The sequence below is a fragment of the Lysinibacillus sp. ZYM-1 genome, assembly GCF_001308875.1.
Taxonomy (GTDB): Bacteria; Bacillota; Bacilli; order Bacillales_A; family Planococcaceae; genus Lysinibacillus.
Genome location: NZ_KQ465132.1, coordinates 1 through 15,262 on the forward strand (window position 1 = coordinate 1; position 15,262 = coordinate 15,262).

The following is a 15,262-nucleotide window of genomic DNA, read 5'->3' on the forward strand; positions in this document are numbered from 1 at the left end:
GTCACACCCGTTCCCATACCGAACACGGAAGTTAAGCTCTTTAGCGCCGATGGTAGTTGGGGGCTTCCCCCTGTGAGAGTAGGACATCGCTAGGCAATTGAAACCACTGAGATTTATTACAGTGGTTTTTTATTTTTGTCTGTTTTTGCAAAGCCTAAAAATGTTAAAATCTAATTGTAAAGATTATACAAGGGGAGGGCGAAATGCATTGGCAACAGGACTTTATTCTAGTGATGTAATATACATACAGAAAGAAAAGTTGGAGAATTTTATTCACAATAAAGAAGAGTGGGCTGTTTTAATACCTGGTTATTTGCATCATGAATTACTGAATGAAAAGGATATGATTTGGGTCTTCCAAGGTGACTTTGGCATAATTCAAAAGGCTGTGAAAGTGGAACTTCGTTTGAAAACATCAGAACCTCATCAAGTATTATTTGATTTAGTTGGCTTATCTGATCCGATAAATGGTGATGGCTCATTCGAAATAAAACAACATCAAGATGAATCATTCCAAATTATCGGTAGTTTAACAATGAAGGCTAGTGGCTTTTTAGCGGGAATGATGAATCCTGTATTAGAAAAATTTGTACCACAATTGGTGGAGCAATTAGTTATTCAAATGGCCATGAAAGTAGCAAAAGAATAGTTGGTTATTTTATAAAGGGGGGAAAACCGATTATTGCAGAGGGTGGCAATGGTCGGTTTTTATGATAGTAAGGCATTTTATTGAAACTTTTTAGTTTTACCTGTAATTATGGTGTACCTTGTCGAAGGATAGCTTTTTTATCACGTTAGAATCTCGTATAATTAAGTGAGAATATAACGAAAATGGGTGTTTGTTTTGCAAAAGAAAAAGCCGATTATAGAGGGATTAGAACGTTTTCGACAACAACAAAATATTTCTTTTCATGTCCCAGGTCATAAGCATGGTGAACTGTCCCACCTTCCGCAAGCATTTAAGGATGTTATGCGTTATGATGTAACGGAATTATCGGGACTAGATGATTTGCATTATCCAGAGGAAATGATTTTGGAAGCAGAAAATTTATTAGCCGATACATATGGGGCAATGAAAAGTTTCTTTTTAGTAGGTGGTTCAACTGTTGGAAATTTAGCAATGATTTATGCTACTTGTAACAAAGGCGATACCATTATTGTTCAGCGAAATGCGCATAAATCTATTTTTCATGCTATTGAACTTGTTGGAGCCAAGCCTATTTTCGTGTCGCCTATGTGGGATGAACGAACGTTAACAGCGACACATGTAACTTATACGGATCTAAAAGAAGCAGTAGAAAAATATTCAGAGGCGAAAGCAGTTGTTTTAACATATCCTACATATTATGGGGTAACCTCTAATGAAATACAGCAACAAATTGCTTATTGTCATGAAAAGGGGATCCCTGTATTGGTGGATGAAGCACATGGCGCTCACTTTCATGCATGTACTTTATTTCAATCGTCTGCTTTGTCTCTTGGGGCAGATGTTGTTGTACAATCTGCGCATAAAACACTACCTGCTATGACGATGGCATCCTTTATGCATGTCAGATCGGAATTAATAGACGCTGATAAAATACATTACTATTTACGTATGCTACAATCTAGTAGCCCATCCTATGTGTTATTAGCTTCACTAGATGATGCTCGCTATTATGTACAGACATATATGGAGAGTGATGGGGCATATATAATAGAAAAAAGGAATCAATGGATTGAAGCGTTACGTTCGATTGGTTCATTGGAAGTAATTGAAGTGGATGACCCCCTCAAATTGCTTTTACGTGTCAGTGGTTATAGTGGTTTTCAAATACAAGAGGCGTTAGAGGCAAAGCATGTCTATGCGGAGCTAGCTGATATGAATCAAGTTTTATTCATATTACCATTACTCAAGCAAGGACATACCTATCCATTTGCTGAAATAAGAGTCCGGATAAAGGAAGCCATAACAATGCTATTAGATACAGCTAAAACCGATAGCATAACAGCTTCTCAAGCAGCCTATAATTTTGTACAAATTACAGAGCCTATTTATACCTTTAATGAGATTGCATCATTAAATAAAGAATGGTTACCATATATGCGTACAATGGGACGAATATCAGCAAGTATGATTATTCCTTATCCGCCTGGTATTCCATTGCTTGTGCCGGGAGAAAGAATAACTGTGGCAAAGTTAAGTCAGTTAGAAGAACTACTTGCAGCAGGTGCAACATTCCAAGGAAATCATCGATTAACAGAAAAAATGATTCAGGTCATTAAATAGTTGGAGGCAATAACAGCATGAATAGCAATTTATTTATAACATTTGAAGGTCCTGAGGGAGCAGGGAAAACAACAGTCATTCAAAAGATAGCAGAGCGATTAGCAGAAAAAAATATTGATGTTCTAGCAACAAGAGAACCTGGTGGAATCGAAATTGCGGAGAAGATAAGAACGATTATTTTAAATCCTGCACACACAGCGATGGATGAGCGAACAGAAGCGTTGTTATATGCTGCGGCAAGAAGTCAGCATTATTTTGAAAAAGTTCAACCTGCTTTAGATGTTGGAAAGTTGGTAATATGTGATCGTTTTATTGATTCATCTTTAGCTTATCAAGGTTATGCAAGAGGTATAGGCGTCGATGAGGTGCTTTCTATAAACGAGTTCGCTATCGGGAAGAAATTACCTGATATGACGATATTATTTGATATTGCACCAGAAGTAGGATTAGCACGTATTTATGCTACTGGTGATCGTGAAGTAAATCGTTTAGATGTTGAAAGTTTAACGTTTCATCAAAAGGTGCGTGAGGGCTATTTACAACTCGTTGAGCGATATCCAGAACGTATACGTATTGTAAATGCTGACCAAAATATTGATAGTGTTGTTGAAGATGTGTGGTTATTATTATTGGAAGCAATACAGTAAAAGCATGAAGTTGTCTACAACAATGTGATATAATGATACTATCCATTATTTTATCTTCAATTGGATTATTAATAGTGGAAGTATTAAATGTTTATAAATGCCAATGCTTAGGAATAGTATTAAAACCTATTTAGGTGAATTTTATAAAAGGGGTGAGTGCGAATGAAGTTAGTCGTAGCTGTAGTGCAAGATCAGGATAGCAGCCGCTTATCAAATGCTTTAACGAAAAATCAGTTTCGCGCAACTAAATTAGCGAGCACAGGAGGATTTTTACGTTCAGGAAATACGACGTTTCTTATAGGAACTGAAGACTCTCTCATACCCAAACTTTTAGATATTATTCGGGATAATTGTCGAGCGCGCGAGCAAATGGTTGCACCAGTTTCCCCATTAGGTGGAAATGCTGACTCCTATATTCCTTATCCTGTTGAGGTAGAGGTAGGAGGAGCTACTGTCTTTGTTTTACCGATTGAACAATTCCATCATTTTTAAAAAGGAGCCTCCTAATAGACATTAGGGTTCACTGTTTTAAAAGCAGGATTTTGATTAGGGATCTAGCCTAATTTGTTTTCCTAAAGCAATTTGCCAGGGAGAAATAGATAAAGATAGCGGGGGCGAAACCAGCTTGAAGATTAATCAAGATATACGTGTCGGGTTAAATACAAATCGCAAAGAGCCACTACAAAATAATAATCAAAATAACCGATTTGGAGATATGGTCGTCAAGCAAGGTACCAAACTGCAAACAGAACAACTGACAAGGTTATTAGGGGATATATCTTCTGCGGGTGACCGCGTTGCGAGATCACGTAATTTACGAGAACTTGCTAAGTTTAAAATGCTTGTTAAACGATTTCTACAAGAGACAGTAGAACATGGTATGGAGTTAAAACAATCACATACTTGGAATCGTTTTGGTGAAGGAAGACGTTTAAAAATCATTGATACCATTGATACACGTCTTGTCGAGCTTGCTCAAGATATTTTAGACGAAGAAAAAGAAGCGATTGACCTCCTTGATAAAATCGGTGAGATTAAAGGCTTACTAATTAACTTATATATGTAAAACCCGTGTCTCGTTCTCCTATAGGCGCGGGCTTTTTTCAAATTTTTATCTTCATTCAATTTTATACCCATGATAAATTGAATACTAATAAAAGGCGTTCAAACACCTGTCACTTCGCTTGTGTAAAGAGCATCTGTTTATTTTAAGAACTGAAGTGTTTATCTGCCTATAAGTGAGGCGACAGTGGCAATTACATCAAGATGTAATCGCCAATAAAATTGAACCACTGCAATGTTTCTATAAAAATTGAGGGTTGGGAACAGTTCCGCTTTTGTTATAGATACAGGAAGGAATTTTAAATATATGGCCAAGAATGTTGAAGAGCTATTCACGCTACAACCAGTCGTAATGAAGCAACTTCAAACGATTTTTGACAAAAATAGATTAGCACATGCATACATTTTTGATGGTGAAAAAGGGACAGGCAAAGCAGATATTATGAATTTTTTTGTCAAATTGATGCTTTGTGAGCACCCAAATGAAAATGTTCCATGTGAAACATGTCGAAATTGCAGACGTGTTGATTCGGGAAATCATCCAAATATTCATCAAATTTATCCTGAGGGTCAATTTATTAAAATTGATCAAATGCGAGAACTAATTGGTGAGATGAAAATGATGGGCGTAGAAGAGGGACGTAAAATTTATGTGCTTCATCATGCAGATCGTCTCAATACAGCCTCTGCCAACATGATACTTAAGTTTTTAGAGGAGCCAGACGGTGAGGTAACGGCAATTTTATTAACAGAGCAAATGCAATCTATACTACCAACAATCCGCTCGCGTTGCCAACACATAAAATTTCAAAAAATGCCCCGTCATGTTTTATTACAGCATTTACAGGGAAATAATATTTCGCATTCGATGGCATCAACAGTAAGTATGATGACAAACGAGCTCGAAATGGCGATATTTTTAGCAAGTGACGAGCAGTTTGCACTCGCTCGAAAAACAGTGTTAAAATTAGTAGAGGCCATTCGGCAAAATGTACATGAAGCCATGCTTATTGTACACGAGGAGTGGTTACCACACTTTAAAGAAAAAGGCGAGATGGAGCAAGCATTGGATTTACTACTATTTGCTTACCGTGATATAGTGTCAATAAAAGCTAATCCCGAAGCAGCTTGTACTTATCCAGACATGTTACCACTATTTAAAGAAGTCGCGTTATATTCCACTTATGAGCAATTATCTAGACAAATGGAATCTATTTTACATGCGCGTGCATCTTTACAGCGTAACATGAATAGGACGTTATTGATGGAGCAGTTAATGCTAAATCTGCAGGAGGGATATACATTTGTATAATGTAGTAGGAGTCCGCTTTAAAAAGGCGGGTAAAATATATTATTTTGATCCAGCATCATTTCTACTAGAAGATAGTCAATATGTCATTGTAGAGACAGCTCGCGGCATCGAATACGGTAAAGTGGTTGTCCCTCAAAAAGTAGTAGGTGATAATGATGTTGTATTACCACTTAAACAAGTACTTCGACCAGCGGATGATCGTGATCGTATCCAAGTAGAGGAAAACGCTGCTGAGTCTAAACGAGCATTTGAACTTGCTAGTACTAAAATTATAGAACATAATCTAGAAATGAAGCTCGTAGATGTTGAGTATACATTTGATCGTAATAAAATTATTTTTTATTTTACAGCTGAAGGACGAGTTGACTTCAGGGATCTTGTAAAAGATTTGGCTTCTGTTTTTAGAACAAGAATAGAACTTCGTCAAATCGGTGTTCGTGATGAGGCAAAGTTATTAGGGGGTATTGGCCCTTGTGGTCGTATGCTATGTTGCTCCACATTTTTAGGAGATTTTGAGCCCGTTTCTATTAAAATGGCTAAAGATCAAAACTTATCTTTAAATCCTTCAAAAATATCAGGTCTTTGTGGACGTTTAATGTGTTGCTTAAAGTATGAGAATGATGAATATGAAGAGGCAAAAGAGGGCATGCCAGATATAGGTGAAGTAGCAATGACACCAGATGGCCGCGGTAAAGTTGTAGGTTTAAATGTGCTGGAAAGACTTATTCAAGTATATTTACACGAGCAGGAACGCACAGTTGAGTATACACTAGAAGAACTGCTAGCATGCGAAAAAAATCTTATATAAGATAGAGAATTTAACGAGGTGGCTTGGGTGAAGGACCGTAATTTCTTAGATACCGTTATGGAGTTCGAACAACAGCTCGAAGCAATGCAGGAGCAATTTGGTGCATTGAAACAATTTGTAGCGTTAATGATGGAAGAGCATAAGGCACTTGAAACAGAAAATCATCATCTTCGCTCACGTCTAGAAGAACTACTTTCTAATACAAACTCCGTACAAGCTGCTGAAGTAAAGAAAGAGAGTCCACTAGATATTGGAGAAGGTTATGATAACCTAGCTCGCCTGTACCAGGAAGGCTTCCATGTTTGTCATGTTCATTTTGGAAGCTCCCGTAAAGGTGAAGATTGTCTGTTTTGTCTATCATTTTTAAATAAACAAAATGTATAATAGAAGGCTGATTCCCACTATGGTGGTATCAGTCTTTTCTTTTGTAGCATAGGAGGAATAAGCATGGAAAAATGGCTAAAGGGTGATGAACGTCTAGACTATTTGTTGGCTGAGAATTTGCGTATTATTCAAAGTCCCTCTGTCTTTTCATTCTCATTGGATGCGGTGTTGCTTTCAAAGTTTGTCAATATTCCCTATCATAAAGGAAATATTGTGGATTTATGTTCGGGAAATGGCGTAATCCCTCTCTTTTTAAGTGCTCGAACAAAGGGACAAATAACAGGGGTAGAGCTTCAGCCACGTCTATATGATATGGCAGATAGAAGTATTCGTTATAATCAATTAGAAAACCAAATCCAAATGATTCTTGGAGATGTAAAAGAAATACCGAAACAACTGGGCATTGAAAAGTATGATGTCGTTACTTGCAATCCCCCATATTTTTTAGCACATGAAGCAAGTGATAAAAATCTAAGTGAACATCATGCGATTGCACGACATGAATTATATTTAACATTAGAGGAAGCTATTCAATCAGCAAGTAAATTATTAAAGCAAGGTGGAAAGGCAGCATTTGTACATCGTCCAGGACGATTATTAGATATAGTTACTGCAATGCGCGCAAATCGTATAGAGCCTAAACGAATGCAACTTATTTATCCGAAAGAAGGGAAAGAGGCCAATACATTATTAATAGAAGGAATAAAGGATGGAAAGCCAGATTTAAAAATATTACCACCATTGTATGTCTATAATGCTAATAACGAATACACAGTAGAAGTGAGAGAGATTCTTTATGGAAAAGGACAGTAGTCACTATTTCTATGTACTAGAGTGTGCTGACCAATCATTTTACGCAGGCTATACAAATAATGTAGAAAAACGTGTGGCTGTACATAATGCTGGTAAAGGGGCAAAATATACAAGAGCTAGAGGGCCAGTAAAGTGTATTTATCAGGAAGAGTTTAAAACAAAGCAAGAAGCAATGCGTGCCGAATATGCTTTTAAGCAATTAACAAGAACACAAAAAATGAGTTATATAAGGAGGGGTGAATCGTGAAATCGCAAAAAAGTACAATACACGATCAGACAGGATGTTTATATCTTGTAGGGACACCTATTGGAAATCTAGAGGATATTAGTGTGCGCGCGCTTCGCATTTTAAAAGAGGCCGATATTATCGCAGCAGAAGATACTAGAAATACAAAGAAGTTATGCAACTACTTTGAAATTGAAACACCTTTAACGAGTTATCATGAACATAATATCGCAGTAGGTGGAGAAAAATTATTAACTTTACTACAGGAAGGGAAAACAATAGCATTAGTGAGTGATGCAGGTTTACCTTGTATATCTGATCCCGGCGCAGATATAGTGGAAAAAGCAATTGCTCAAAACTTTCCGGTTGTGCCCGTACCAGGTCCGAATGCAGCAATATCCGCATTAATTGCCTCTGGATTGACGCCCCAGCCATTTTTCTTTTATGGATTTTTAAATCGTGGAAAAAAAGAACGTCGCCAGCAATTAGAACAGTTAAAAAAACGACAAGAAACGATTTTGTTATATGAAGCACCTCATCGTTTAAAGGATACATTAAAAGATATGGAAGCTATTCTCGGAAATCGTCGTATCGTCTTAGCGCGAGAGCTGACAAAGAAATTTGAAGAATTTTTGCGGGGCACGATAGCTGAAGCTGTTGAATGGTCGCAAACAGAAGAAATACGAGGGGAATTTTGTATAGTCCTTGAGGGAAATCATCATGTCGAAGAGGAAGATCCTGAAGAAGCCTATTGGCATGCATTGTCTATTATCGAACATGTTGATTATATCATTCAACAAACTGATATAACTTCTAAAGAAGCGATTAAAGAAGTAGCCAAACAACGACAACTAGCGAAACGAGATGTCTATAACGAATATCATAATCAATGACAGTAAAGAGTTACCTTAATAGGTAGCTCTTTATTTTGGAATTGATAACAATTGTAAATGTTAGTAATCTTAAAGCGAAAGGTCTGACATGGACATTATAAGAGATTTGGAATTTGGGTATATTGATAATATACAAGTCCATTAAAAACACCTAAATCACTGTCTTGATTTAGGTGTATAAACATTATTTTTTTAAGTTTGATTGAATTTCTTTTACTAACATTTCAGCGCCTTCTGGACTTAAAATTAATTTGCCACCAACTAGACGGAAGTTATCATCTGAAACTTCGCCAGTAACAGCACATGTCATATTAGGCATATATTTTTTTAAGATGATTTTATCATCATCCACATAGATTTCTAAAGCGTCCTTTTCAGCAATACCTAGTGTACGGCGTAATTCGATAGGTATTACTACACGACCTAACTCATCGACTTTACGAACAATTCCTGTTGATTTCATAATAGTTTTCCTCCTAATTTATAAAAAGTTATATTTGTATTTCGTCAAATTTCGACATTATTTCTTTGTCTGATAGTTATCATACCAAGTAATGCCATAAACGTCAATTAATTAATGCACTAATATTATGGTTTCTAAAAAAAATTTTTGAGATGAATGCTGTTATTTTAATTTTTTTAAAAGGTTTTTAATAAATATTTTTGATAATAGTAAAAAAGGTTCTTATTTAAGTCATTAAATGGATTGAATATATTATTCGACAATTTTCGCGAATGATAAACTTTCATTGAAACGAATTTCGGACTTCGATAGAATAGAAAGTATATTGTAAAACAATGGAGGCAGTCTTGTGAGTGAACAAAAGAAAACATTCTATATAACAACACCCATTTACTATCCAAGTGGGAAATTTCATATTGGTACGGCCTATACAACTGTTGCGTCAGATACGATAGCACGCTATAAACGTTTACGTGGTTATGACGTACGTTTTTTAACAGGTATGGACGAGCACGGACAAAAGATTCAAGAGAAAGCAGCAGAAGCGGGTAAACATCCTCAAGATTATGTAAATGAAATTGCAGATGCTGCGAAAAAGCTTTGGGCGTTAATGGATATTTCTTACGACGACTTTATACAAACAACGCAAGCACGACATACAAACGCTGTCGAAAAGATTTTCAAAAAGTTTCTTGATAATGGTGATATATATAAAGGTGAGTATGAAGGCTGGTATTGTACACCGTGTGAATCATTCTTCACAGAGACTCAATTAGTTGATGGGAACTGTCCAGACTGTGGTCGCCCCGTGCACAAAGTAAAAGAGGAATCGTACTTCTTTAATATGAAGAAATACGCTGATCGTTTATTAGCTTATTATGAAGAAAATCTTGAATTCATTGAACCTGAGTCACGAAAAAATGAAATGATCAATAACTTTATTAAACCGGGGTTAGAAGATTTATCAGTATCGAGAACATCCTTTGACTGGGGAATTAAAGTACCTGGCGATCCTAAACATGTTATCTATGTATGGGTAGATGCATTAACGAATTATATTACAGCGCTAGGATATCTTTCAGATGATGAAACGCTGTTCAACAAATACTGGCCAGCAGATGTACATGTAGTAGGGAAAGATATTGTTCGCTTCCATACAATTTATTGGCCAATTTTCTTAATGGCTTTAGATTTACCATTACCAAAAAAAGTTTTTGCACATGGTTTTATTATGATGAAAGACGGGAAAATGTCTAAATCTAAAGGTAATGTAATTTATCCGGAAATGTTAATCGAGCGTTATGGTCTAGATGCGACACGTTATTTCCTTTTACGTGAATTACCTTTTGGTTCTGATGGTGTATTTTCACCAGAGTCATTTATTGAACGAACAAACTTTGATCTTGCAAATGATTTAGGTAATTTATTAAACCGTACTGTTTCAATGATTAATAAATATTTCGATGGCATTATTCCTACAGAAAACCTTCAATCGACAGAATTTGATGCAGCACTAAAAGAGCATGCTGAGTCTGTACGTATTAAATATGAAGGAAGTATGGAAAAAATGCAATTTAGTGTGGTACTTGCAGACTTATGGACACTAGTGTCACGCACGAATAAGTATATAGATGAAACGCAACCATGGGTATTAGCAAAAGAAGAGGATGATAAACCAAAATTAGGGGCAGTTATGCGAAATTTGGCAGAAAGTTTACGCCAAATAGCTGTCATGTTACAACCATTTATGACAACAACACCGAAACGTATGATGGAACAACTAGGATTGGATGACAAATTCTTAGCATGGGATACAATTGAAACATTCGGCAATACTATTCCAGCAAACATTAAAGTGGTAGAAAAAGGGATACCTATTTTCCCTCGTTTGGAAAGTGAAGTTGAAATTGCTTATATTCGTGAAGAAATGCGTGGCTCTGTGAAAACACCACAAGATGAAGAAGCTAAAAAGGATACAAAGAGTGATGGAAATCCAGAAATTCCTGAAATTACTATTGATGATTTCATGAAAATTGATTTGCGTGTTGGGACTGTAACTGCATGTGAAACTGTCCCAAAAGCTGATAAGTTATTAAAGCTTCAGGTCGATCTAGGATACGAGCAACGCCAAGTGGTTTCGGGTATTGCGAAATTCTATTCGCCGAATGAATTAATTGGTCAAAAAGTGATAGTCGTAGCAAACTTAAAACCAGTTAAATTACGTGGTGAATTATCACAAGGAATGATTCTAGCTGGTGAAAAAGATGGGATTTTAAAATTAGCATCTGTAGACTCAAAACTTGAAAATGGTGCAAAAGTAAAGTAACACACGAAGAATGGCCTGCTGAATAGAAATTATTCAGCAGGCTTTTCAAATCTGACATGGAAATTGGTTTGATTATTATTTTGAAATAATTTATTCGCTGTAAAAATAATGGATTTTTAGTTATATAGAACTACATTAAGCTTTGTCGATTAAGTGGAATGTCACAATACAGAATAGTTTGTAACAAATTTGTAATGCTTACGAAAAATATGAAATAATAAATTTTAATAAAATCTATGTTAGGAGAATGAAAATGTTTATTGATACACATGTACATTTAAACGCAGATCAATACGAGGAAGACCTTCAAGAGGTAATCAATAGAGCACTAGAAGCTAAGGTAGAAAAAATGGTGGTCATAGGTTTTGATCGTAAAACCATTGAAAGAACTATGCAGCTGATAGAGCAATACGATTTTGTTTACGGTGTTATTGGTTGGCATCCCGTAGACGCAATTGATTGCACTCAGGAAGATTTAGAATGGATTGAAGAATTAGCATCACATCCAAAAATAGTTGGCATTGGTGAAACCGGTTTGGACTATTATTGGGATAAATCCCCAAGAGATGTTCAACAAGCACTTTTTCGCAAGCAAATTCAATTAGCGCAAAAGCTAGCTTTACCGATCATTATTCATAACAGGGATGCAACAGGAGATGTTGTAAAAATTTTACGTGAGGAAAATGCAGCATCTGTAGGAGGTGTTATGCACTGCTTTAGCGGTAGTGTAGAAACAGCACGTGAATGTATTGCTATGAATTTTATGATTAGTCTTGGTGGGCCAGTGACGTTCAAAAATGCACGTCTGCCAAAAGAAGTGGCTACTGAAATCTCTCTAGAGCACTTGATGATAGAAACAGATGCCCCTTATTTAGCGCCACATCCTCATCGTGGAAAGCGCAATGAACCAGCTTTTGTGCCATTAGTTGCGGAAGAAATTGCGCGTTTGAAAGGGTTGAAAATCGAGGAAATTGCACAAGCAACTACCGACAATGCGAAAAAATTTTTTGGGATTGACAGCTAACTAGCTAAGGTGCCTCCAATACTGGGTTTATGGTTGGCAAAAACGAAGAAGTCAATTTTCTGAGAAATACTTTCGGGTTGACAGTGCCAAAACTAGTCCGTATAATCCAACCTTGTATTAAGGAGGCGTTTTTTCATGTCAAATAATTCCATGAAAAACTTGTTCTTAGGATCATTGAGGAGTAAGCAAACAGTGATAAGAATTATTTCACTTGTCCTGTTTGTATCTGTAATCTCTTTCGTGCTTTATCAAGGTACGAAAAAGGCCGTTAAGCTTGAAGCAAATGGAGAAACAATCGAAGTATCCACACATGCCAAAACTGTAGAACAATTATTACAAGATCAAAATATAGATGTAGCAGCGCATGACAAAATCTCACCCTCTCTGAGCACCAAAATTGTTAATGGATTAGCAATTCAATGGGAACAGGCAAAAGAAGTAACAATTTCAGTTGATGGAAATCAGTCAAAAGTATGGACAACTGAAACACTAGTGAAAGACATTTTGAAGGAAGCAAATATTGAAGTATCTGAACACGACTCTTTAGCACAAGGTCTAGATACTGAACTAGGTGCAGAAAACAAAATCGATATTCAAAAAGCGTTTCAATTAGCGCTTGTCGATGGCGTAAACAAAAGACAAGTATGGTCCACTTCGACTACGGTCGCTAACTTTTTAAAACAACAAGGAATTCAATTAAATGAATTCGATCGTGTCGAAAATAACCTGGAGGACGTTATTACTCCGGCGAGTAAAATCACAGTAGTTCGCGTAGAAAAGGTTATCGATGTAGTGGAAGACTCTTTAGATTTCGCAGTTGAAAAGAAGCAGGATGCTTCATTGCAAAAAGGGAAAGAAAAGGTTGTGGCAGCAGGCGAGAAGGGCTCAGTTTCTCGTAAGTATGAGGTTGTCAAAGAAAATGGTAAGGTTGTAGCAAAAAATCTACAGTCTGAGGCAGTTTTAAAAGAACCTAAAAAACAAGTCGTTGCAGTTGGAACTAAAACTATAGTTGCAAGCACAGCAACTGTATCGCGAGGTTCAGCAGAGCCAGCTAGCGGTAAAGAGTTCTATGTAACGGCAACAGCTTATACAGCATATTGCAATGGATGTTCAGGTACATCAGCAACTGGTATAAACCTACGTTCAAATTCTGGGTTGAAGGTGATCGCGGTTGACCCTTCTGTTATTAAGCTGGGATCAAAAGTTTGGGTTGAAGGGTATGGTACAGCTATTGCTGGAGATACTGGCGGCTCAATTAAGGGTAATAAGATCGACATACTTGTACAAACAGATGCCCAAGCACGTAACTGGGGACGTAAGAAAGTGCGTATTAAAGTATTAAATTAAAAAAAATGTAAAATTAATCAAAATGCTTTTTCACTAATAGAGCTTTCCTGTTTTGACTGGCGGGAAAGCTTTTTTGTTTTTCCTTTACAAATATTATTTACTCCGGGGACGAGTGATAGTGTAATTATAACTACGTGGAAGCTTTGTATTTCTGTACAAACGGTATCTTGCAGTTGTAAAATGGTCAGAAGATAAGGTAGAAAAGAGGAGCCTTTTTGCAAATAAAAGAAATTATTGTGGTAGAAGGAAAAGATGATACGACAGCTATTAAGCGAGCTGTACAAGCAGATACTATAGAAACAAACGGGTCCGCAATATCTGAAGAGACGCTGAAACGGATCCAGCATGCACAGGAAAAGCGAGGAGTTATTGTATTTACAGACCCTGATTATCCTGGGCGTCGAATACGTGCCATTATCGAGGAGCGTGTTCAAGGGGTCAAGCATGCTTTTTTACCGAAAGCAAAGACAATCGCGAAGAATGGCAAAGGATTAGGGATTGAGCATGCAGCAGATGATGATATTCGTGAAGCGCTACGTCTTGTCTATACCCCTAATCATGATGCACCAAACGAAGATGATATAACACTAGAGGATTTAATGACAGCTCGATTAATAGGACATACGCAGGCAAAGCAACGTCGTGATCGTCTAGGAGAATTATTGAATATAGGTGCTACAAACGGTAAGCAGCTCCATAAAAGATTGAAAATGTTTCAAATTACAGAAAAGCAATTTGGTGCGGCGGTCGCACAGTTAGATCAGGAGGAAAATAATGCATAAGGATATTGCAACACCGATTCGAACGCAAGAAATTTTAAAAAAATACGGATTCTCATTTAAAAAAAGCTTAGGACAAAACTTTTTAATTGATCCAAACATTTTAAGAAATATAGTTAGTCATGCGAACTTAACAGAAAATAGTGGGGCAATTGAAGTTGGTCCAGGTATTGGGGCATTAACAGAGCATTTAGCGAGAAGTGCTAAAAAGGTTGTTTCCTTTGAAATTGACCAACGATTATTACCTGTACTTGAGGATACCCTTAGCCCATATAATAATGTGTCTATTGTCCACTCTGATATACTAAAGGCTGATGTAGCGAAAGTGATTGCAGATGAAATGCCAGGAATTGAAGATATTATGGTGGTGGCCAATTTACCGTACTATGTGACTACACCGATTTTAATGAAATTATTGAATGATCGACTACCGATTCGTGGTTTCGTTGTTATGATGCAAAAAGAAGTGGCAGATCGTATAACGGCTAAACCCGGAACGAAGGAATATGGTTCATTATCGATTGCCATTCAGTATTACGTGAAGGCGGACATTGCTATGACTGTCCCTAAAACGGTTTTCATGCCACAGCCTAACGTTGACTCCGCAGTAATTCGCCTTATCAAGCATGGTGAACCACCAGTAAAAGTCATTGATGAGGATTTTCTATTTGTTGTGACGCGTGCATCTTTCGTACAGCGTAGAAAAACCATTTATAATAACCTACAGTCTGGTTTGCCGAACGGTAAAGCACAAAAGGACTTAATTCTAGAAGCCTTAACGGCAGCTAATATCGAACCGACCCGTCGAGGAGAAACATTAACTATTCAAGAGTTTGGAAAATTAGCGGATGCGCTACATCCTGTGTTTGCAAAGTAAAAATTTTTGTTAACATTTTTTCTTGGATGTAA

At 36.8% G+C, this 15,262-nt stretch carries 17 protein-coding genes and 1 rRNA gene; 17 read left to right on the plus strand and 1 reads right to left on the minus strand.

The window, feature by feature from the left end; translation table 11 throughout:
- From rrf to rsmI, 12 genes are all read left to right on the plus strand, one after another.
- Positions 1-95, plus strand: a 5S ribosomal RNA gene (gene rrf / locus AO843_RS18230); the annotation flags it as partial.
- 113 nt (positions 96-208) lie between these two features.
- Positions 209-649, plus strand: a complete 441-nt coding sequence (locus AO843_RS18235) for a hypothetical protein (protein WP_054612518.1) — start codon at positions 209-211, stop codon at positions 647-649.
- 186 nt (positions 650-835) lie between these two features.
- Entirely contained in the window at positions 836-2,269 is a 1,434-nt protein-coding gene (locus AO843_RS18240) for an aminotransferase class I/II-fold pyridoxal phosphate-dependent enzyme (protein WP_054612519.1), read from the plus strand.
- Between the two features lie 17 nt (positions 2,270-2,286).
- Positions 2,287-2,916, plus strand: a complete 630-nt coding sequence (tmk, locus tag AO843_RS18245; RefSeq protein WP_054612520.1) for a dTMP kinase — start codon at positions 2,287-2,289, stop codon at positions 2,914-2,916.
- A 162-nt stretch (positions 2,917-3,078) separates the two neighbouring features.
- Positions 3,079-3,408 (plus strand): cyclic-di-AMP receptor, encoded by a 330-nt coding sequence (locus tag AO843_RS18250; protein WP_004229230.1) that lies wholly within the window; start codon positions 3,079-3,081, stop codon positions 3,406-3,408.
- Between the two features lie 133 nt (positions 3,409-3,541).
- Positions 3,542-3,982: a YaaR family protein gene (locus tag AO843_RS18255; RefSeq protein ID WP_054612521.1), complete on the plus strand. Its 441-nt coding sequence runs from the start codon at positions 3,542-3,544 to the stop codon at positions 3,980-3,982.
- Between the two features lie 303 nt (positions 3,983-4,285).
- Complete coding sequence (holB, locus tag AO843_RS18260; protein ID WP_054612522.1) at positions 4,286-5,290, plus strand: DNA polymerase III subunit delta'; 1,005 nt, start codon at positions 4,286-4,288, stop codon at positions 5,288-5,290.
- Positions 5,283-6,098 carry a PSP1 domain-containing protein gene (locus AO843_RS18265; RefSeq protein ID WP_054612523.1) on the plus strand — a complete coding sequence of 272 codons (816 nt, stop codon included), beginning with the start codon at positions 5,283-5,285 and terminating at the stop codon, positions 6,096-6,098. The genes holB and AO843_RS18265 overlap by 8 nt, the downstream gene beginning before the upstream one ends.
- A 27-nt stretch (positions 6,099-6,125) precedes the next feature.
- Positions 6,126-6,482: a DNA replication initiation control protein YabA gene (yabA, locus tag AO843_RS18270; RefSeq protein ID WP_054612524.1), complete on the plus strand. Its 357-nt coding sequence runs from the start codon at positions 6,126-6,128 to the stop codon at positions 6,480-6,482.
- A 63-nt stretch (positions 6,483-6,545) separates the two neighbouring features.
- Positions 6,546-7,295, plus strand: coding sequence for a tRNA1(Val) (adenine(37)-N6)-methyltransferase (locus AO843_RS18275; RefSeq protein WP_054612525.1), 750 nt, complete (start codon positions 6,546-6,548; stop codon positions 7,293-7,295).
- Positions 7,279-7,542 carry a GIY-YIG nuclease family protein gene (locus tag AO843_RS18280; RefSeq protein ID WP_054612526.1) on the plus strand — a complete coding sequence of 88 codons (264 nt, stop codon included), beginning with the start codon at positions 7,279-7,281 and terminating at the stop codon, positions 7,540-7,542. The genes AO843_RS18275 and AO843_RS18280 overlap by 17 nt, the downstream gene beginning before the upstream one ends.
- Positions 7,539-8,414 carry a 16S rRNA (cytidine(1402)-2'-O)-methyltransferase gene (gene rsmI, locus AO843_RS18285; protein ID WP_054612527.1) on the plus strand — a complete coding sequence of 292 codons (876 nt, stop codon included), beginning with the start codon at positions 7,539-7,541 and terminating at the stop codon, positions 8,412-8,414. Before AO843_RS18280 ends, rsmI begins: the two co-directional genes overlap by 4 nt.
- 184 nt (positions 8,415-8,598) lie before the next feature.
- On the opposite strand, the gene AO843_RS18290 is transcribed toward rsmI, so the two are convergent.
- Entirely contained in the window at positions 8,599-8,877 is a 279-nt protein-coding gene (locus AO843_RS18290; RefSeq protein ID WP_004229214.1) for an AbrB/MazE/SpoVT family DNA-binding domain-containing protein, read from the minus strand.
- Between the two features lie 349 nt (positions 8,878-9,226).
- On the opposite strand from AO843_RS18290, the gene metG reads away from it, so the two are divergent.
- The 5 genes from metG (at position 9,227) to rsmA (ending at position 15,230) form a co-directional block, all read left to right on the plus strand.
- Positions 9,227-11,203, plus strand: coding sequence for a methionine--tRNA ligase (metG, locus tag AO843_RS18295; RefSeq protein ID WP_054612528.1), 1,977 nt, complete (start codon positions 9,227-9,229; stop codon positions 11,201-11,203).
- A 253-nt stretch (positions 11,204-11,456) separates the two neighbouring features.
- Complete coding sequence (locus AO843_RS18300) at positions 11,457-12,227, plus strand: TatD family hydrolase (RefSeq protein ID WP_054612529.1); 771 nt, start codon at positions 11,457-11,459, stop codon at positions 12,225-12,227.
- A 135-nt stretch (positions 12,228-12,362) separates the two neighbouring features.
- Entirely contained in the window at positions 12,363-13,574 is a 1,212-nt protein-coding gene (locus AO843_RS18305) for a G5 and 3D domain-containing protein (RefSeq protein ID WP_054612530.1), read from the plus strand.
- Positions 13,575-13,789: 215 nt separating this feature from the next.
- Positions 13,790-14,356, plus strand: a complete 567-nt coding sequence (rnmV, locus tag AO843_RS18310; protein ID WP_054612531.1) for a ribonuclease M5 — start codon at positions 13,790-13,792, stop codon at positions 14,354-14,356.
- Positions 14,349-15,230, plus strand: coding sequence for a 16S rRNA (adenine(1518)-N(6)/adenine(1519)-N(6))-dimethyltransferase RsmA (gene rsmA, locus AO843_RS18315; protein WP_054612532.1), 882 nt, complete (start codon positions 14,349-14,351; stop codon positions 15,228-15,230). The genes rnmV and rsmA overlap by 8 nt, the downstream gene beginning before the upstream one ends.
- Positions 15,231-15,262 lie beyond the last annotated feature (32 nt).